Raw genomic sequence first — 17,918 nt, forward strand, 5'->3', positions numbered from 1 at the left:
CCCGTGGCCCGGCCCGCCCGCACACTCGCTGCACGGAGACACCGCCATGCCCCACGGTTCCAACCTGCCCGCCAACCCGTTCTACGCCTCCGCCGCCCAGCGCATCGCCCTGGCGCGGCAACGCTATTTCGAGGCAGGCATCCGCCCGTCCGGCATGGTCAGCGAGGCCGTGATCCAGTCATGGACCCGCTGCCTGCACGCCCGGCGCGATCCCAGCCAGCCGGCGGAGTTCGAGCCGGTCACGCCCAGCCGCGTCCACGGCGCACTGCGGCTGAACCAGCAACTGCTCGCGGCGGCGGCCGACGAGATGGCGCGCCTGCAGTACACGCTGGCCGGCACCAGCAGCACCGCCATGCTCACCGACGCCCAGGGCATCATCATCAACAGCACCTTCGTGCAGGCGCGCAGCCACGAGCGGCTGATGCCGGTGACGACGCGCATCGGCGTGAACCTGTCGGAAGAGGCGGTCGGCACCACCGCGCCGGGCGTGACGGCACGCACCGCCCGGCCCTGCGTGGTCTCCGGCTCCGAACACTACTTCGGCAACGTGCAGACGATGCACTGCGCCGCCGCGCCGATCCACGACATCCGCGGCCAGCTCGCCGGGGTGCTGGACCTGTCGAGCGAGGGGCTGCCGTTCGGATTCGACGCTGGCTCGGTGGTCGGGCACTACGCGGCGGAGATCGAGAACCGGCTGCTGTGCGCGCAGTCCACCGAGCACCTGGTCGTGCGGATGCAGATCGCGCCGAACCTGCTCGACACGCCGATGGCCGGGCTGGCGGGGATCACGGGTGACGGGCGGCTCGACTGGTTCAACGGCGCGGCGGCGCGGCTGCTGGGGCTGCGGGACGGTGCAGCAGGACAGGCGCGGGGCGGGGTCGAGGCGCATTTCGGCGTGCCGCTGTCCACGCTGATTGGCTGGAGCACGCCGGCCCAGCCCCAGCCGCTGCACCTGCCCAATGGCCTGATGCTGTGGGTCCGCTGCGACTGGCGCAGCCGCGACGGGCACCGTCCTGTGCATGCGGTCGCGCCCAAGCCGGTGGCCGCGGCCGTCCCGCCAGTCGAGCGGCCGGACAGCACGGCGTCACTGCGCGAGACCGAGCACCAGGCGATCGTGCGGGCGCTGGCCGAGCATGGCGGGAACGTGTCGAAGACGGCGCGGGCGCTGGGGGTGTCGCGGGGGCGGGTGTACCGGCATCTCCGGGCTGACACCGCTTGATGTGCATGCGGGCGCTTCACCCTCGCATGTCGTCCAGTCCGCCCACCCGCGACGGCCGCAACCGCGTCTTCGCCAGCGCCCCCGCCGGCTCCAGGATCGGGTACGCGATCGAGCAGATGTGCGAGTTGATGCGCTTGAGGTCGCTGATCAGGTCGAGGTGCAGCGAACTCGTCTCGATGCTCTCGGCGGTGTTGTCCTTGAGCCGCCCGAGGTGGTTGGCCGCGTAGCTGTGCTCCAGCTCCCGAAACCGCGCCTTCTCCTCCAGCAGCTTCTGGGCGTCCCGCGGATGGCCATCCAGGAACACGCTCATGCCCAGCCGCAGGTTCGCCATCAGCCGCTCGTGCAGGTGGATGATCTCGGCCATGCCGGCGTCCGAGAAGCGGCGCTGCTTGAGGATCTTCTTGTCCTCGATGTCCTGCAGCACGCGCTCGATGATGTCGCCGATCTGCTCCATGTTGATCGTGAACGAGACGATCTCGGTCCACCGCTGGCTCTCGCGCTCGGACAGCGGCTGGCGGGAAATGTGCGTCAGGTAGAGCTTGATGGCGGTGTAGAGCGCGTCCACCACGTCGTCCATCTGGCGCAGCCGCTCGGCCTGGTCGAGGTCGTTGTCGCGCAGCACCGGCTGGATGCCGCTGAGCATGGTCTCGACCGCGTCCGCCTGGCGCAGCGCCTCGCGCGCAGCGCAGCTCAGCGCGAGTGAGGGTGAACTCAGCACCAGCGGATCGAGGTGGCGCGGGGTGCGGCCGTCGGTGAGCGGCGGCGTGACCATCCAGCGTTCCAGCAGGTGGGCCAGCGGTCCCGTCAGCGGCACGAACAGCAGCGCCTGCGCCACGTTGAACGTGAGATTGAAGACCACCACCTGCAGCAGCACCTCGGGCACCCACTGCTGCAGCCAGACATGGAGCAGCCCCATGAACGGCGCCACCGCCGCGCAAGCCAGCCCGCGCAGGACGAGCGAGCCCATCGGCAGGCGGCGCGTCGAGACATCGGAGCCCGACACCGACAGCACCGCCACCAGCGCGCGCCCCAGGTTCGCCCCCAGCACCAGCCCGAGCGCGGTCGCCACCGGCACCATGCCCTCCTGTGCCAGCGTGCCGACCAGCAGCACGACGGCCAGGCTGGAATAGGACACGATGGCCAGCACTGCGCCGACGAGCAGCTCCAGTGCCAACTCGTTCGGCAAGGTCACCAGCAGCGCGCTGACCAGCGGTGCCTCGACCAGCGGGCGCGTGCTCTCGACGATGAGCCGCAGCGCCAGCGTGATCAGCCCGAGGCCGGTGGCGATCTGGCCGACCCGGCCAGCGGTGGTTTTCTCGCGCGACAGGTGCAGCACGACGCCGCAGAAGATCAGCGCCGGTGACAGCCACGACAGATCGAACGAATACACCAGCGCCATCACGCTGGTGCCCACGTCCGCGCCCAGCATCACGACCAGCGCAGGAGCCGTCGCCACCAGACCCTGGCCGACGAAGGACGACACGATCAGCGCCGTCGCGGTGCTCGACTGCACCACACAGGTCACCGCAACGCCCGCGGCCATTGCCCCAGGCCAGGCGGCCATGCTGACGGCCAGCATTCGGCGCAGGCTTTCACCGAACAGCCGCAGCACGCCCGTGCGGACGATCTGCGTCGCCCAGATCAGCAGGGCGATCGCGGCGAACAGGTTGAGCAGATGGAGCATGGAGGTCCCGATTGCACACGCTCTCGGCGCGTGTATACACTGGGATGAACACCTCAGAATACAACGTACCTCGTCCGATCGCCCATGCGCCATAGCCCGTCCCTGACGCCGAATGCCCTGCAGCCCGGGGGCAGCCCGCCCGCCGCCGACGCATCTACCCTCTCATCGGACGAACACGCAACCAGCACCACCCAGCGCATCGTGGACGCCATCACCGCCGCCATCGTCGAGCGGCGCCTGATGCCCGGCACGAAGCTCGCCGAGCAGCCGATCGCCGACATCTTCAAGGTCTCACGCACCCTCGTGCGGCAGGCACTGATGCAGCTCAGCCGCGATCGCCTGATCACGCTGGAACCGGCGCGCGGCGCGTTTGTCGCACAGCCGAGCGTCGAGGAGGCGCGACAGGTCTTCGCGGTGCGGCAGATGCTGGAAACCGCGCTCATCCGGCAGCTCGCCGCCAGCATCACGCCAGCCCAGATCGGCGAGTTGCGCACCCACCTCATCGCCGAGCGCGAAGCCGTGCTGCGCACCGATGTGCCGGGCCGCACCCGGCTGCTGGCTGATTTCCATGTAGTGCTTGCACGCCAGCTCGGCAACGAGGTGCTGGCGCAGCTGCTGGCCGACCTGCTCTCGCGCTCTTCGCTGATCTCGCTGATGTACCAGTCTTCGCACTCGGCCGAGCATTCGCAGGACGAACATGTGGCCATCGTCGAAGCCCTGGCACGCCACGATGCAAACGCCGCCGTTGCCTTGATGGTGGACCATATCGGCAGCGTCGAGCGCAACCTGAGTCTGAATCCGCGCGTCCACGATCTGGCCAGCGTGCTGGCACCCTCCCCGATCTGATCTGGCCGCCGATCGGGTCAAGGGTTCGACCCGATCGCAGAAGCTGCCTCTGGCACGCAAACTGCTTTCCCAAATTGTCCACCAAACTGTATACGATCCGGAGTACTCCATGCTGAACCCCTCGCCGATCCGCCGCACCATGCTGGTGCTCGCCTGCGCCTCCCTGGTGGGCACGCTGCCGCTGGCTGCACAAGCCCAGGAAACGCCGATCAAGTTCCAGCTCGACTGGCGCTTCGAAGGCCCGGCCGCGCTGTTCCAGGTGCCCGCCACCAAGGGCTTCTTCAAGGACGAGAAGCTCAACGTCACCATCGACGCCGGCAATGGCTCGGGCGGCACGGTCACCCGCGTGGCCTCCGGCACCTACGACATGGGCTTCGCTGATCTGGCCGCGCTGATGGAGTTCCACGCCAACAACCCGACCGCGCCAAACAAGCCGGTCGCGGTGATGATGGTCTACAACAACACGCCGGCCGCGGTGCTCGCGCTGAAGAAGAGCGGCATCAAGACCCCGTCCGACCTGAACGGCAAGAAGCTCGGCGCACCGGTGTTCGACGCCGGCCGCAAGGCGTGGCCGATCTTCGCCAAAGCCAATGGCATCTCCAACGTGGCCTGGACCGCGATGGACCCGCCGCTGCGCGAGACCATGCTGGTGCGCGGTGACATCGACGCGATCACCGGGTTCTCGTTCACGTCGCTGCTGAACCTCGAAGCGCGGGGCGTGAAGGCCGAGGACGTGGTCGTGCTGCCCTACCCGCAGTTCGGTGTGAAGCTCTACGGCAACGCGATCATCGCCAGCGAGGAGTTCGTCAAGAAGAACCCAGAGGCGATCAAGGCCTTCCTGCGCGCGTTCACCAAGGGTGTGAAGGACGTGATCGCCGATCCCAAGGGCGGCGTCGAGATGGTCAAGGCCCGCGACGGAATCATCAACAGCGAGCTGGAACTGCGCCGCCTGAAGCTGGCGCTCGACGCCACCGTACTGACCCCGGACGCCAAGGCCGAGACCTTCGGCGACGTGAAGGGACCGCGCTTGTCGCTGATGGCCAGCCAGGTGTCCGATGCCTTCGCCACCAAGGAGCGCGTCAAGGCCGAGGCGATCTGGAACGGCAGCTTCCTGCCCACCGCCGCCGAGCGCAACATCTTCGTTGCGGCCAAGAAGTAAGGCAGAGGTTCGTCGCGCATGACCGCTTTTGTCGATTTCCAGGATGTCTGGCTCGCCTACAACGACGAGCTGCTGGCCCAGAACCAGTTTGCCGTCGAGAACATCAGCCTGCAGGTCGGCGAGGGCGAGTTCATCGCCATCGTCGGGCCATCGGGCTGCGGCAAGTCCACCTTCATGAAGCTGGCCACCGGCCTGAAGCGCCCGAGCCGCGGCCGCGTGCTGATCGACGGCCAGGAAGTGACCGGTCCGCTGAAGATCACCGGCATGGCCTTCCAGGCGCCGAGCCTGCTGCCCTGGCGCACGACGGTGGAGAACGTGCTGCTGCCGCTGGAGATCGTCGAGCCGTACCGCTCGTCGTTCAAGCAGAAGAAGACCGAGTACCAGGACAAGGCGCGCAAGCTGCTGCAAAGCGTGGGCCTGGGCGGCTACGAGGACAAGTTCCCGTGGCAGCTCTCGGGCGGGATGCAGCAGCGGGCCTCGATCTGCCGCGCGCTGATCCACGAGCCGAAATTGCTGCTGCTGGACGAGCCGTTCGGCGCGCTGGATGCGTTCACGCGCGAGGAGCTGTGGTGCGCGCTGCGCGACCTGCAGGCGGCGCAGAAATTCAACGTCATCCTCGTCACGCACGACCTGCGCGAGAGTGTGTTCCTGGCCGACACGGTCTATGTCATGAGCAAGAGCCCCGGGCGCTTTGTCGTCAAGCGCGAGATCGACCTGCCGCGCCCGCGTGACCTGGAAATCACCTACACCCCCGAATTCACCGGCATCGTGCATGAATTGCGCGGCTACATCGGCGCCATGCGCAAGCCAGCCGCAAGCCCCGTGGAGATCGCCCAATGAACAACAAGACGTTGGAGCGCTGGTCGCCGTGGATCCTGCTGGTGGTCGTGCTGGTGGTCTGGCAGGTGCTGTGCTCGGTGTTCAATGTGTCGGAGTTCATTTTCCCGAGCCCGGCCGCGATCTTCAGTGCCATGAAGGAGCACAGCGCGACGATCGCCGGCCACGCCTGGCGCACCTTCTGGGTGACGATGGCGGGCTTCGGGCTGTCGATCGTGGTGGGCGTGCTGCTGGGCTTCCTGATCGGCAGCTCGCGCATGGCCTACACCGCCGTCTACCCGCTGATGACGGCGTTCAATGCCTTGCCCAAGGCGGCGTTCGTGCCGATCCTGGTGGTGTGGTTCGGCATCGGCGTCGGCCCGGCGATCCTGACGGCTTTCCTGATCAGCTTCTTCCCGATCATGGTGAACATCGCCACGGGGCTGGCCACGCTGGAGCCGGAGCTGGAGGACGTGCTGCGTGTGCTGGGTGCGAAACGCTGGGACGTGCTGACCAAGGTGGGGCTGCCACGTTCGTTGCCCTATTTCTACGGCTCGCTGAAGGTGGCGATCACGCTGGCATTCGTCGGCACCACCGTGTCAGAGATGACCGCGGCCAACGAGGGCATCGGCTATCTGCTGATCTCGGCGGGCAGCTCGATGCAGATGGGGCTGGCGTTCGCCGGCCTCGTCGTGGTGGGCGCGATGGCGATGGTGATGTACGAATTCTTCTCGGTGGTCGAAAAACGCACCACCGGGTGGGCACACCGCGGATCGAACGCCAATTGAGGCTCAGGTCGGGGCATCATGGTGACCATGAACACCTTCACCCGCTCCGACCCCACCCAGGCGCAGATGCTGGTTCATTTGCGCCAGGCCGCTGACATAGCCCGTGCGGCCATGGAGCAGGGACACCACCCGTTCGGCGCGCTGCTGGTGGGGCCGGACCACGAGACGGTGCTGCTGATCCAGGGCAACGTGGACAGCGTCAACCACGCAGAAGCGGTGATCGCCCGGCAGGCAGCGGCCAAGTTCGACGCTGATCTGCTCTGGGACTGCACGCTCTACACCACGGTCGAGCCCTGCTGCATGTGTGCAGGCACACAGTACTGGGCCGGCATCGGGCGACTGGTCTATGGCATGAGCGAGACACGACTGCGCTCGATGACCGGCCGGCACCCCGAGAACCCGACGCTGGACGTGCCCTGCCGAGAGGTGTTCTCGCGGGGCCAGAAGCCGATCCGTGTCTGGGGGCCGATCGCCGGCATCGAAGACGAGCTGGCCGAAGTCCATGAACGCTTCTGGCAGGCACGCTGAGCCGCACCCTGTCCGGCCATTGAAAAAAATTCGAGCAAGAATCCAGGACTGCGACTACACTGCACGCACAGACATGCACAAGACCGTTTCTTATAGGTCTTGCTCCTCTTCCGCTTCGCCACCGATGCAGTATCGGCGGAGCCGGCCCAGGTCATCAAATCCCCGGTTTGACGTTTCTTGAGTGTCTCTGTCCCAGCGGCTGCCATGTGCTTCTTGGTATTCGCGGGGTGTTTTAAATTTTTTACCACTCAACAAGGAACATCATCCATGAGTACGACCCAAACTGGCACCGTGAAATGGTTCGACGACGGCAAGGGCTTCGGCTTCATCACGCCGGCCGACGGTAGCAAGGACCTGTTCGCCCACCACAGCGAAATCAAGAACAACGGCGGCTTCCGCTCGCTGGCCGAGAACCAGAAAGTTCAATTCGAAGTGAAGCAAGGCCCCAAGGGTCTGCAAGCGTCGAACATCGTTGCGCTGTAATTAGCCGCAGGCCTTCGGGCCACCAGAAAAAACCGCCGCTTTCGTGGCGGTTTTTTTTTGCCTCCCCCACTCTCTCATTTCCCCATGAGCTGGCTCGGACACCTCAACCTTCAGTATTCACTGGACGGTCGCCGGACGATCGCGCTGGACCGACACCACGGTCCGCTCCGGGTACTGCAGCGCCTCTACCCGGAGGGTGAAACCGTCTGTCACCACGTGCTGGTACACCCACCGGGTGGCATCGTCGGTGGCGACGTGCTGGAAATCAACGCCGAACTCGCCTCTGGCACACATGCGCTGATCACTACGCCGAGTGCGACCCGGTTCTACCGCAGCGCTGGCCAGCCTGCCGTACAGCGGGTGCGGGCACGGCTCGAACCGGGAACTCGGCTGGAGTGGCTGCCTCTGGAGACCATCGCCTACCGACAGTGCGTAGCGGAAAACCGGCTCCAGTTCGACCTGGCCCCCGGCGCCGAGATGATGGGCTGGGATCTGCTTGCGCTCGGTTTGCCCGCCGCTAATGAACACTGGGACCGGGGCCACTACACCCAACGGCTGGAGCTGCCAGGGGTCTGGTTGGAACAGGCCGTGATCGACGCCAAGGACCGCCGACTGCTCGACAGCCCTGTGGGGTGGGCTGGCCGCCGTGTATTGGGAACCCTGTGGTTCGCGGCGGGAACCGCCTTGTCAACGGACCGCCGCACCGAACTGCTCGACCGCGCCCGAACCGCTATCGGCAGCTCCACCTTGGCGAACACGGCAGGTGCGACCGCACCGCATGCCCGCACGGTCGTGGTGCGCGTGCTGGCGGATCGGGTGGAACCCGCCATGCAACTGATGGTCGCGGTACGCAATGCATGGCGAAACGCGGCGTGGCAGCTCGATCCGCATGCCCCGCGCATCTGGCACACCTGAAACACGGCCGATTCCGGTGCCTTCTGCTCAACCGCAGCCCATGCCGGCTCGATAGACTGGGCCCATGGACACCCCGAACGCTCCCGCTACGCCCTCGCCTGGTCGTGTCGGACTCCTGCTGACCGGGGGCGGCGCCCGGGCGGCCTACCAGATGGGTGTACTCAAGGCCATCGCACGCATCGGTCGCGAAGCTGGAGCACCTCGAACCAGCCCCTACCAGGTGATTGCCGGCACGTCCGCCGGTGCGATCAATGCCGCGGCGCTGGCCTGCCAGGCCGACCGGTTCGATGCCGCAGTGGGTGAGGTGGTCGATATCTGGTCGCAGTTCCGCTCGGAGCAGGTCTACCGCACCGACTCGCTGGGCATCATCCGCACCGGCGCACCCTGGCTGACGATGATGTCCTTCGGCTGGGCGCTGCACCGGTGGCGGCGTGCGCGACCACGCTCCCTGTTGGACAACAGCCCGCTCGAAACCCTGCTGCTGCGCATGGTGCGCTTCGAGCGGCTGCCACGGCTGATGGCCGATGGTCACTTGCATGCGCTGGCAGTGACGGCGTCCAGCTACTCCAGCGGCGAACATGTCACCTTCTACGAGTGCGCACAGGACATCGCACCTTGGACCCGTTCGCAGCGGTTGGCAGTGCGCACCCGCCTCGGTGTGCGGCACCTGCTGGCGTCTGCCGCGATTCCCTTCGTGTTTCCAGCCACCTCGCTGCCGGTGGGCGACCGGGTGGGCTGGTTCGGCGACGGCTCGATGCGGCAGGCCGCACCCATCTCGCCCGCAGTCCACTTGGGAGCAGAACGGATCCTGATCGTTGGTGCCGGCCGGATGCACGAGCCACCCGGCGGCCACCAGGACATCAGCGGTTATCCCAGCATCGCGCAGATCGCCGGCCACGCGCTGTCAAACATCTTCCTGGACGCGCTGGCCGTGGACATCGAGCGCCTGCAGCGCATCAACAGCACGCTTGCACTGCTGCCACCAGAGGCGCGGGCGCGCACGCCACTGCGCCCGATCGAAGCACTGGTGATCGCACCGAGCCAGCGTCTGGACGACATCGCAGGCAAGCATCTCGACAGCCTACCCCGCACCATCCGGGCGCTGCTCCGGGGTGTTGGCGTCACAGGACAGGGCGAAACGGCTCGCGGCGCGGCACTGGCGAGCTACCTGCTGTTCGAATCCGGCTACACCCGCGAACTGATCGCCCTCGGTGAAGCCGATGCCAAGGCCAAACGCGAAGAGGTGCGGGCCTTTTTCGGCTGGGGCAGCAGCGCCGGGGCGCGCATGTTGGCGGTACCCCAGGACATGGCGCTGCCACTGGAAAAAGACCGCCTTACTTTTTCTTCTCGGACTTGAGTTCTCCGGCCGGCATGGCAGCCGCAGCCACCTGGGCGCCCACCGCCCGCTCGAAGGTGCTGCCGTTGACCGTCAGCCCGCCAGTGGAATACTTGGCTGCCGTGGCCTGCTTGACACCTTTGACGCGCTCCATCACATCGGCCCAGTCCTTGAACGGCGCCCTCTTGCGCTCGTCGAGGATCTTGCCGGACATCGCCGGGCCGATGCCCTTGACGGCCTCCAGCTCCGCCTGGCTGGCCTTGTTGATGTCAGCGGCGGCCAGACAGGTGGCCGCAGCCAGACTCAGCACGACGCTCAGTATTTTCCGGATCAGCATGGTGGTTCCCCTCGTTGGTCATGGGCACATGGACTCATGTGCGCGACATGCAGGGCAACGATACGGGGCACAGGGCAGACCCCGCATCCCTCCAAAGGGTCACACCGAAGGGGGATAGGCGCAGGGCACGCTCAGTGGTCTTCGAGGCGGCGTGGCGGGAAGGTGTCCCAGCCATGGCAGCCAGGGCACTGCCAGAAGTACTGCTGTGCCTCGAAACCACAGGCCGCACAACGGTAGCGCTGCAGCGGCCGCAGCGCCTGCGCGACGCTGAGTTGCACCGCCTGCAGCTCCTCCGCATCAAGCGCCTGACGGCCATGTTCGCGCAACAGGCACAGCGCCGGGCCAAGTCCGGGCTGGACCTGCAGATGCGCGAGCAGCAGCTGTCGGCGCGAGTGGGCATCGCCATCCAGCTTGAGCAGGGCCGCCAGCAAATCCGAGGTCGGCGCGCGCGTGTGCAGTTCGCGCAACACTGCCCGTGCCTCGTCGCCGCGACCGCAGGCCAGCGCGCTGGTCGCGAGTTCGGTCGCAATCACCGACAGCGCCCCCGGATGGATGCTGGCCAGCGGCAGCCACCAACTCAATGCCTGGTCGTGCTGCCCGAACCGGGCACAACGCTGCCCGGCCAGCACCAGCGGCCGTGGCGCCTGAGGTGCCGCCTGGCGCGCCTTTTCCAATGCCGCCAGCGCATCTTCGCCGTGTCCGCGGGCGTCGGCTTCGAGTGCCAGCTCACATCCGTAGTGGGCGATGCGCTGGCTGAACGACCCTGCGGCCACCGTCTCCAGCCCCCGTGCCACTTCGATGGCAGATTTCCAGTCACGCGAACGTTCGTGCAGCGTCAGCAGTGCCAGACGCGCATCTGTGGCGAATGCCGTGCCTTCCAGCGCCTTGTAGGCCGCCTCCGCACGGTCGAACAATCCCGCTTTCAGGTAATCCTGCGCCAGCGCGTGCTGCGCGCGGTCGCGCTCGGCGGCGGGCAGATCAGCCCGGGCGAGCAGGTGTTGGTGTACGCGGACGGCACGCTCGTACTCGCCGCGGCGCCGGAACAGATTGCCAAGCGCAAAGTGCAGATCCGAGCTAGCAGGGTCGTGCTGAACGGCCTCGATGAAGGCGTCGATGGCCTTGTCCTGCTGTTCATTGAGCAGCAGGTTGAGTCCCTTGAAATAGGCGCGGGGCGAGGATTCGACATCACGGCGCCATTGCCGCAGATCGAAGCGGGACGCCAGCCAGCCGAAACCAAAGGCCAGCGGCAGGCCCAGCAAGAGCCACTGCAGGTCAAATTCCATCGCGGGGGGGGAGGCTCGACAGGACGTCGGGGCCTGCGGCAATCAGACCACCCGGCAGCGGCACGGCGTCAACGGCCGGGGTGGCGGGGGCACGCGTGGGCAGCTTGCGGCGCTGGCGCCACCAGTTGGGGGTCATCGCCAGCACGCCGAACACGGCCCCTGCGGCAAAGACCACGAGCACCATCAGCACCATCGGTGCGCGGAACTCGAAGCCGAAGAACCATTTGAGCTGCGCTTCGTGCTGATTGTTCAGCGCAAAGGCAAACAGGATGAAGAAGACGGCGGCTCGAAAGAGCCAGGAGAGAAATCGCATGGCACTGCGATTCTAGTGCTCAGCCTTCAGCACGGTCGGCGGATGGCTGATCGACAGCCTCGCGCAGGGCCTTGCCCGGCTTGAAATGCGGAACGAGCTTCTCGGGAATGGTGACCGGCTCGCCGGAGCGGGGATTGCGCCCCACCCGCGGCGGCCGGTGGCTGATCGCGAAGCTGCCGAAACCACGGATCTCGATGCGGTGACCTTTTCCGAGCGCGTCCGACATCGCGTCGAGCATCGTCTTGACGGCGAACTCGGCATCGCGGTGCGTGAGCTGGCCAAAGCGATTGGCCAGCAAGGTGACGAGGTCGGATCGGGTCATGCAGCGAGGGTCGTGGGGTTCAGGCTCAGTTGCCTTGGTCCAGCTTGGCCTTGAGCAGAGCGCCCAGGCTGGTGGTGCCAGCGTTGCCAACCGTCTCGCGGTTGTCCACCGACAGGCGCTGGAGGGCTTCCTGCTGCTCGATGCTGTCCTTGGCCTTGATCGACAACTGGATCGAACGCGTCTTGCGGTCGATGTTGATGATCATGGCGGAGACATCGTCGCCTTCCTTCAGCAGGTTGCGGGCGTCTTCGACACGCTCGCGGGCCAGCTCGGAAGCGCGCAGGTAGCCGGTGACTTCCTCGCTCAACTGGATCTCGGCGCCACGGGCGTCCACGGTCTTCACCTTGCCGAGCACGGTCATGCCGCGGTCGTTGATCGAGGTGTAGTTGGTGAACGGGTCGGCGTCGAGCTGCTTGATGCCCAGCGAGATGCGCTCGCGCTCGACATCGATGCCCAGAACGACAGCGTCCACTTCCTGGCCCTTCTTGAAGTTGCGCACGGCCGCTTCGCCAGTCTCGTTCCACGACAGGTCGGACAGGTGAACCAGACCGTCGATGCCGGCGGCCAGACCCACGAACACGCCGAAGTCGGTGATCGACTTGACGGGGCCCTTGACCTTGTCGCCGCGCTTGAAGTTCTGCGCGAACTCGTCCCACGGGTTGGCGCGGCACTGCTTCATGCCCAGCGAGATGCGACGCTTGTCTTCGTCGATTTCCAGGACCATGACTTCCACTTCGTCGCCCAGGGCCACGATCTTGGAAGGCGCCACGTTCTTGTTGGTCCAGTCCATTTCGGAGACGTGGACCAGACCTTCGATGCCCGGTTCGATCTCGACGAACGCGCCGTAGTCGGCGATGTTCGTGACCTTGCCGAACAGGCGGGTGCTCGACGGGTAGCGACGCGACACGCCGTACCACGGGTCGTCGCCCATCTGCTTCAGGCCCAGCGAGACGCGGTTCTTCTCGGCGTCGAACTTCAGGACCTTGGCGGTCAGTTCCTGACCAACCGTCACCACTTCGCTCGGGTGACGGACACGGCGCCATGCCATGTCGGTGATGTGCAGCAGGCCGTCGATGCCACCCAGGTCCACGAACGCGCCGTATTCGGTGATGTTCTTGACCACGCCGTTGACGAAGGCACCTTCGCGCAGCGTTTCCAGCAGCTTGGCGCGCTCTTCGCCCATCGAAGCTTCCACCACAGCACGGCGCGACAGCACGACGTTGTTGCGCTTGCGGTCGAGCTTGATGACCTTGAACTCCATCGTCTTGCCCTCGTAGGGGCTCATGTCCTTGACCGGACGCGTGTCGAGCAGCGAGCCCGGCAGGAAGGCGCGGATGCCGTTGACGAGGACCGTCAGGCCGCCCTTGACCTTGCCCGAGACGGTGCCGGTCACGAAGTCGCCAGACTCCAGCGCGGTTTCCAGCGACAGCCACGAGGCCAGGCGCTTGGCCTTGTCGCGCGACAGGATGGTGTCGCCGTAGCCGTTTTCGATGGCGTCGATGGCCACCGACACGAAGTCGCCGATCTGGACTTCGAGTTCGCCCTTGTCGTTCTTGAACTCTTCCAGGGGAACGTAGGCTTCGGACTTCAGGCCGGCGTTGACGACGACGAAGTTGTGCTCGATGCGGACGACTTCGGCGGAGATGACTTCACCGGCGCGCATGTTGGAGCGCTGAAGCGACTCCTCGAACATCGCGGCAAATGAATCCATGCCGAAATCGGCCATAGCTGCTTGGGACATTGGGGACTTTCTGCACCGGGACACCCCGGCGGCGGGTGCCACTTCCGTGGCGGGGTTAGGTTGCTGATCCGGTCGGCGGGTCAGACGGCGGGCGCCGTCATTGCGTCGAACGGTTGGCTCGCGCTCCACCAGACCCCCACCTGCTGCATCGAGGCTTCGATGCCGAGCTGCGAGTTGTCCAGCAAGAGCGCGTCTTCAGCCGGCTTCAAGGGCGCGGTGGCGCGGGTCTTGTCCCGCTCGTCACGCGCCTCCAAGTCGGCTCGAAGGTCTTCGAGACTAGCAGGAATTCCCTTGGAAATCAATTGGTTGAGTCGCCGGGCAGCGCGCGCGGCGGCCGTCGCCGTGAGGAAGATCTTGAGCTGCGCATCGGGGAAAATGACCGTGCCCATGTCGCGCCCGTCGGCCACCAGGCCGGGCAATTGCCGGAAACCAACCTGCAGATCGAACAGCGCCGCCCGGACCGCCGGCCACGCCGAGATCTGCGACGCCATCGTGCCGACCGCCTCGTCGCGCAGCTCGTCGCTCACGTCCTCGTCCGCCAGCAGCACGCGCACGCCCTCGAAGCGCAGCGCCATCGAGCGGGCGATCGCCGCCAGCCCCGCCTCGTCGTCCGCCGAGACACCTGCACGGCAGGCCGCCAGCGCCGTGACGCGGTACAGCGAGCCGGAATCGAGCGTGTGGTAGCCCAGCCGTGCCGCCACGCCTGCGGACAGCGTGCCCTTGCCGGAAGCGGTCGGGCCATCAATGGTCAGCACCGGGATGTCCGCCGGACGGGCGGCCACCACCGAGAACAGCGCCTCGAAGTAGTCGGGGAAGGTCTTGGCCACGCACTTCGGGTCGAGGATGCGCACCGGCACCGCATGCGCGCCGTCGCCGGCCGGGTTCAGCCGGTTGAACGCCACCAGCGACAGGCACATCGCCATGCGGTGGTCGTCGTAGGTGTGGATCGCGGCGGGCTGGAAATGCGCCAGCGGCTCGATGCGGATGTAGTCCGCGCCCTCCTCCACCGTGGCACCGAGCTTGCGCAGCTCGCAGGCCATCGCGGCGATGCGGTCGGTTTCCTTGACGCGCCAGCTCGCGATGTTGCGCAGCGTGCTCGGGCCGTCGGCGTAGAGCGCCATCACGGCCAGCGTCATCGCCGCGTCGGGGATGTGGTTGCAGTCGAGGTCGATCGCCCGCAGCGGCCACGCGCCACGGCGAATCTCCAGCGCATTCGGCTCGGCCCGGACCACCGCGCCCATCGCCTCGGCGGCCTCGACGAAGCGGATATCGCCCTGGATCGACGCACTGCCCACACCCTCGATGCGCACCGGCGCGTCCACGCCCGCGATGGCGCCCAGCGCGATGAAGTACGACGCCGACGACGCATCGCCTTCGACATGGACTTCACCCGGTGTGACGTAGCGGCTGCCAGCGGGGATGACAAACCGCTCCCAGCCGTGGGGCTCGACGGCGATGCCGAAGCGTTGCAGCAGGTTCAGCGTGATCTCGATGTAGGGCTTGGAGATCAGCTCGCCGACCACCTCGATCGTCACGGCCCGGTCGGTCGCCGCCAGCGGCAGCGCCAGCAGCAGTGCGGTCAGGAACTGGCTCGACACATCACCGCGCACGCGCACCGGCGTGTCCAGCTTCAGCGCGCCGCCCGCCACGCGCAGCGGCGGATAGCCCTCCACGCCCAGGCATTCGACCACGCCACCCAGCCCGCGCAGCGCGTCCACCAGGTCGCCGATCGGCCGCTCGTGCATGCGCTTGACGCCGCCGAGCGTGAACGCGGTGCCACGCACCAGCGTCGAGATCACCGACAGCGCGGCGGTCAGTGGACGCATGGCTGTGCCGGCGTTGCCGAGAAACAGCTTGGCCCCGCGCACCGCAGGACGCCCAGCAAAGCCGGTGATGCGGGTGAAACGGCCGTCCTCCACGATCGTGCAGCCGAGCGTGCGCAGCGCGTCCAGCATCACGCGGGTGTCGTCCGAGTCGAGCAGATCGACCAGCGTCGTCGTGCCCGCGCTCAGGCCGGCCAGCAGCAGCAGGCGGTTGGAGATGCTCTTGGAGCCGGGCAGTTGCACGGTGCCGGCAGCGTGGCCGAGCGGCGGGAGGTCGAGGAAGGGAATCGAGTACATGGCGCGGAGCAAAAACAGCAGGCAGGTTCAGCGGGCCGAGGCCGGACGGGCGTTCATCTGCCAGCCGGCGCGGCCATCGGAGGCGGTGCGGATGAGGTCTTCGAGCGCCTCCTGGTTGCCCGAGCGCATGACGATCTCGAAGGCGTCGAGCGCGTGGCGCAGGCGCTGCGACTGCTTGAGGATCTCCTCGCGGTTACTCAGCAGGATGTCGCGCCAGACGTTCGGATCGCCCGCCGCAATGCGGGTGAAGTCGCGGAAACCGGGGCCGGCCAGCGACAGGAACTCGCGCCCCGCCGGCTGCGCCAGCATCGCGTTGAAGTAGGCGAAGGCCAGCAGGTGCGGCAGGTGGCTGACGGCGGCGAAGGCGGTGTCGTGGTTCTCCGGCGTCATGCGCAGCACCTGGCAGCCGATGGCGGCCCAGACATCGGTGGCCTTCTGCACCATCACCGGGTCGGTCTGCGGCAGCGGCGTGAGGATGACCTGCTTGCCCTGGTAGAGCTGCACGTCGGCGTGCTCGACGCCGGCGACTTCCTTGCCCGCGATCGGGTGCGCGGGGACGAAGCTGCCGATGCGCTCCTTGAGCACGCGCCGCGCCACGTCGACCACGTCGCGCTTGGTGCTGCCCACGTCCATGAACAGCGTGCCCGGCTCGACCATGTGGCGGATCGCCTTGAACGTCGCCTCGCTGGCGGCGACCGGCACGGCGATCAGCACGATGTCCGAGCCGGACACCGCCAGCAGCGCCGACTCGGCCGCGATGTCGATCACGCCCATGCGGCGGGCGCGTTCCACCGTGGACGGCGACTTGCTGTAGCCCACCACGCGCTGCACCAGCCCCGCCCGCTTGAGCGCCAGCGCGAAGCTGCCGCCCATCAGGCCGCAGCCGATCACCCCCAGTTGATTGAACATGATGATGGTCGAGCGGTGCTCAGTGGACGTCGATCGGGTAGGTGCCGAGCACCTTGAAGAAGGCGCAGGACTCGCGCAGCTCGTGCAGCGCGGTCTGCACCGCCGGCTGCACGGGGTGGCCCTGCAAGTCGATGAAGAAGTAGTACTCCCATTGGCCCGAGCGGGCTGGGCGCGACTCCAGCCGGCTCATCGACACGCCATGTTTCTTCAGCGGCGCAAGGATGTCGTACATGGCACCGGGGCGGTTTTCCACCGAGACGACCAAGCTGGTGCAGTCGTGGCCGGACGCCTGGGGCGCGGGGTGGCGCAGCGGGTCGGTGACGATGGCGAAGCGGGTGCGGTTGTGGGTGTCGTTCTGGATCGCCGGGGCGACGACGTGAACGCCGTATTCGCTGGCCGCCCGCGTGCTGGCGATGCCGGCGATCGACGGGTCGAGCGAGGCGAGCCGCGCCCCTTCGGCGTTGCTCGACACGGGGCGGCGCTCGGCGTGCGGCAGGTGCAGCGACAGCCATTCGTGGCACTGCGCCAGCGCCTGCGGGTGGGCACAGACCGCGGTGATGCCGTCGAGCGCGTTTTCCTTGCGCAGCAGGTTGTGGCGCACGAACAGGCTGGTCTCGCCGATGATGAACAGCGGCATGGTCAGGAAGATGTCCAGCGAGCGGGCGACCATGCCCTCGGTAGAGTTCTCGACCGGCACGACGCCGAAGTCGGCCACGCCCGCCGACGTGCTGCGGAAGACCTCGTCGATGCTCGCGCACGGCACGCACACGATGGACGAGCCGAAATAGCCGAGTGCCGCCTCCTCGCTGAAGGTGCCGGCCGGGCCGAGGTAGGCGACGCGGGTGGGCGTTTCCAGCGCGCGGCAGGCCGACATGATCTCGCGCCAGATCGGGGCGACGCTCTCGTTCTTCAGCGGACCGGGGTTGCCGGACTTCAGGCCGTCGATCACCTGCGCCTCGCGCTCGGGGCGGAAGACCACCGAGCCTTCGTGCTTCTTGATCTCGCCCACCTCCAGCGCCAGCCCGGCGCGGCGGTTGAGCAGGGCGAGCAGTTCGCGGTCGAGGGCATCGATCTTGTCGCGCAGTTCAGGCAAGGTCGGCAGGGTCGGCGTGGTCATGG

The 17,918-nt window shown here is 67.0% G+C and carries 18 protein-coding genes; 9 read left to right on the forward strand and 9 right to left on the reverse strand.

Annotated elements, in window-relative coordinates:
* The first annotated feature begins 46 nt into the window (after positions 1-46).
* The gene (locus RMP06_RS16950) at positions 47-1,219 is read left to right on the forward strand and encodes a helix-turn-helix domain-containing protein (RefSeq protein ID WP_310462971.1); all 1,173 of its coding nucleotides are present in this window, start codon (positions 47-49) and stop codon (positions 1,217-1,219) included.
* 16 nt (positions 1,220-1,235) lie between these two features.
* Here the strand turns inward: RMP06_RS16950 and RMP06_RS16955 are convergent, their stop codons facing one another.
* Positions 1,236-2,903, reverse strand: a complete 1,668-nt coding sequence (locus RMP06_RS16955) for a Na/Pi cotransporter family protein (RefSeq protein WP_310462972.1) — start codon at positions 2,901-2,903, stop codon at positions 1,236-1,238.
* Positions 2,904-2,987: 84 nt separating this feature from the next.
* Here RMP06_RS16955 and RMP06_RS16960 point away from each other — a divergent pair, with 84 nt between their 5' ends.
* The 8 genes from RMP06_RS16960 to RMP06_RS16995 all read left to right on the forward strand — a co-directional run bounded on the left by RMP06_RS16960 (position 2,988) and on the right by RMP06_RS16995 (position 9,795).
* A complete protein-coding gene (locus RMP06_RS16960) occupies positions 2,988-3,749 on the forward strand; it encodes a GntR family transcriptional regulator (protein WP_310462973.1) in 762 nt (253 codons plus the stop codon).
* Positions 3,750-3,858: 109 nt separating this feature from the next.
* Positions 3,859-4,908, forward strand: coding sequence for an ABC transporter substrate-binding protein (locus RMP06_RS16965; protein WP_409050189.1), 1,050 nt, complete (start codon positions 3,859-3,861; stop codon positions 4,906-4,908).
* A gap of 18 nt (positions 4,909-4,926) precedes the next feature.
* Complete coding sequence (locus tag RMP06_RS16970) at positions 4,927-5,748, forward strand: ABC transporter ATP-binding protein (RefSeq protein WP_310462974.1); 822 nt, start codon at positions 4,927-4,929, stop codon at positions 5,746-5,748.
* Positions 5,745-6,512: an ABC transporter permease gene (locus tag RMP06_RS16975; protein ID WP_310462975.1), complete on the forward strand. Its 768-nt coding sequence runs from the start codon at positions 5,745-5,747 to the stop codon at positions 6,510-6,512. The genes RMP06_RS16970 and RMP06_RS16975 overlap by 4 nt, the downstream gene beginning before the upstream one ends.
* Positions 6,513-6,539: 27 nt before the next feature.
* Positions 6,540-7,040 (forward strand): nucleoside deaminase, encoded by a 501-nt coding sequence (locus tag RMP06_RS16980; protein ID WP_310462976.1) that lies wholly within the window; start codon positions 6,540-6,542, stop codon positions 7,038-7,040.
* A gap of 267 nt (positions 7,041-7,307) precedes the next feature.
* Entirely contained in the window at positions 7,308-7,523 is a 216-nt protein-coding gene (locus RMP06_RS16985) for a cold-shock protein (protein ID WP_310462977.1), read from the forward strand.
* 84 nt (positions 7,524-7,607) lie between these two features.
* Positions 7,608-8,438 carry an urease accessory protein UreD gene (locus RMP06_RS16990; RefSeq protein WP_310462978.1) on the forward strand — a complete coding sequence of 277 codons (831 nt, stop codon included), beginning with the start codon at positions 7,608-7,610 and terminating at the stop codon, positions 8,436-8,438.
* Positions 8,439-8,502: 64 nt separating this feature from the next.
* On the forward strand, positions 8,503-9,795 hold the full coding sequence (locus tag RMP06_RS16995; RefSeq protein ID WP_310462979.1) for a patatin-like phospholipase family protein: 1,293 nt from the start codon (positions 8,503-8,505) through the stop codon (positions 9,793-9,795).
* Here RMP06_RS16995 and RMP06_RS17000 read toward each other — a convergent pair.
* The 8 genes from RMP06_RS17000 to pheA all read right to left on the reverse strand — a co-directional run bounded on the left by RMP06_RS17000 (position 9,773) and on the right by pheA (position 17,916).
* Complete coding sequence (locus tag RMP06_RS17000; RefSeq protein WP_310462980.1) at positions 9,773-10,111, reverse strand: ComEA family DNA-binding protein; 339 nt, start codon at positions 10,109-10,111, stop codon at positions 9,773-9,775. The two genes, RMP06_RS16995 and RMP06_RS17000, sit on opposite strands and share 23 nt — an antisense overlap.
* Positions 10,112-10,242: 131 nt before the next feature.
* Complete coding sequence (lapB, locus tag RMP06_RS17005; protein WP_310462981.1) at positions 10,243-11,394, reverse strand: lipopolysaccharide assembly protein LapB; 1,152 nt, start codon at positions 11,392-11,394, stop codon at positions 10,243-10,245.
* Entirely contained in the window at positions 11,384-11,707 is a 324-nt protein-coding gene (locus RMP06_RS17010; protein ID WP_310462982.1) for a LapA family protein, read from the reverse strand. Before RMP06_RS17010 ends, lapB begins: the two co-directional genes overlap by 11 nt.
* Before the next feature lie 19 nt (positions 11,708-11,726).
* Positions 11,727-12,029: an integration host factor subunit beta gene (locus RMP06_RS17015; RefSeq protein WP_179632597.1), complete on the reverse strand. Its 303-nt coding sequence runs from the start codon at positions 12,027-12,029 to the stop codon at positions 11,727-11,729.
* Between the two features lie 25 nt (positions 12,030-12,054).
* Positions 12,055-13,770 carry a 30S ribosomal protein S1 gene (gene rpsA / locus RMP06_RS17020; protein WP_310462983.1) on the reverse strand — a complete coding sequence of 572 codons (1,716 nt, stop codon included), beginning with the start codon at positions 13,768-13,770 and terminating at the stop codon, positions 12,055-12,057.
* A gap of 80 nt (positions 13,771-13,850) precedes the next feature.
* Entirely contained in the window at positions 13,851-15,890 is a 2,040-nt protein-coding gene (locus RMP06_RS17025) for a bifunctional 3-phosphoshikimate 1-carboxyvinyltransferase/cytidylate kinase (protein WP_310462984.1), read from the reverse strand.
* A 27-nt stretch (positions 15,891-15,917) separates the two neighbouring features.
* Positions 15,918-16,799, reverse strand: coding sequence for a prephenate dehydrogenase (locus tag RMP06_RS17030; RefSeq protein ID WP_310462985.1), 882 nt, complete (start codon positions 16,797-16,799; stop codon positions 15,918-15,920).
* A gap of 19 nt (positions 16,800-16,818) precedes the next feature.
* Positions 16,819-17,916, reverse strand: a complete 1,098-nt coding sequence (pheA, locus tag RMP06_RS17035) for a prephenate dehydratase (protein WP_310462986.1) — start codon at positions 17,914-17,916, stop codon at positions 16,819-16,821.
* Positions 17,917-17,918 lie beyond the last annotated feature (2 nt).

The sequence above is a fragment of the Sphaerotilus sp. genome, assembly GCF_031429695.1.
Classification (GTDB): domain Bacteria; phylum Pseudomonadota; class Gammaproteobacteria; order Burkholderiales; family Burkholderiaceae_C; genus Sphaerotilus.

Bases quoted from the DNA above. Each gene is read 5' to 3' on its own strand.
- RMP06_RS16950 (WP_310462971.1), top strand. From the start codon at position 47: ATGCCCCACGGTTCCAACCTGCCCGCCAACCCGTTCTACGCCTCCGCC.
- RMP06_RS16955 (WP_310462972.1), bottom strand. From the start codon at position 2,903: ATGCTCCATCTGCTCAACCTGTTCGCCGCGATCGCCCTGCTGATCTGG.
- RMP06_RS16960 (WP_310462973.1), top strand. From the start codon at position 2,988: ATGCGCCATAGCCCGTCCCTGACGCCGAATGCCCTGCAGCCCGGGGGC.
- RMP06_RS16965 (WP_409050189.1), top strand. From the start codon at position 3,859: ATGCTGAACCCCTCGCCGATCCGCCGCACCATGCTGGTGCTCGCCTGC.
- RMP06_RS16970 (WP_310462974.1), top strand. From the start codon at position 4,927: ATGACCGCTTTTGTCGATTTCCAGGATGTCTGGCTCGCCTACAACGAC.
- RMP06_RS16975 (WP_310462975.1), top strand. From the start codon at position 5,745: ATGAACAACAAGACGTTGGAGCGCTGGTCGCCGTGGATCCTGCTGGTG.
- RMP06_RS16980 (WP_310462976.1), top strand. From the start codon at position 6,540: ATGAACACCTTCACCCGCTCCGACCCCACCCAGGCGCAGATGCTGGTT.
- RMP06_RS16985 (WP_310462977.1), top strand. From the start codon at position 7,308: ATGAGTACGACCCAAACTGGCACCGTGAAATGGTTCGACGACGGCAAG.
- RMP06_RS16990 (WP_310462978.1), top strand. From the start codon at position 7,608: ATGAGCTGGCTCGGACACCTCAACCTTCAGTATTCACTGGACGGTCGC.
- RMP06_RS16995 (WP_310462979.1), top strand. From the start codon at position 8,503: ATGGACACCCCGAACGCTCCCGCTACGCCCTCGCCTGGTCGTGTCGGA.
- RMP06_RS17000 (WP_310462980.1), bottom strand. From the start codon at position 10,111: ATGCTGATCCGGAAAATACTGAGCGTCGTGCTGAGTCTGGCTGCGGCC.
- lapB (WP_310462981.1), bottom strand. From the start codon at position 11,394: ATGGAATTTGACCTGCAGTGGCTCTTGCTGGGCCTGCCGCTGGCCTTT.
- RMP06_RS17010 (WP_310462982.1), bottom strand. From the start codon at position 11,707: ATGCGATTTCTCTCCTGGCTCTTTCGAGCCGCCGTCTTCTTCATCCTG.
- RMP06_RS17015 (WP_179632597.1), bottom strand. From the start codon at position 12,029: ATGACCCGATCCGACCTCGTCACCTTGCTGGCCAATCGCTTTGGCCAG.
- rpsA (WP_310462983.1), bottom strand. From the start codon at position 13,770: ATGTCCCAAGCAGCTATGGCCGATTTCGGCATGGATTCATTTGCCGCG.
- RMP06_RS17025 (WP_310462984.1), bottom strand. From the start codon at position 15,890: ATGTACTCGATTCCCTTCCTCGACCTCCCGCCGCTCGGCCACGCTGCC.
- RMP06_RS17030 (WP_310462985.1), bottom strand. From the start codon at position 16,799: ATGTTCAATCAACTGGGGGTGATCGGCTGCGGCCTGATGGGCGGCAGC.
- pheA (WP_310462986.1), bottom strand. From the start codon at position 17,916: ATGACCACGCCGACCCTGCCGACCTTGCCTGAACTGCGCGACAAGATC.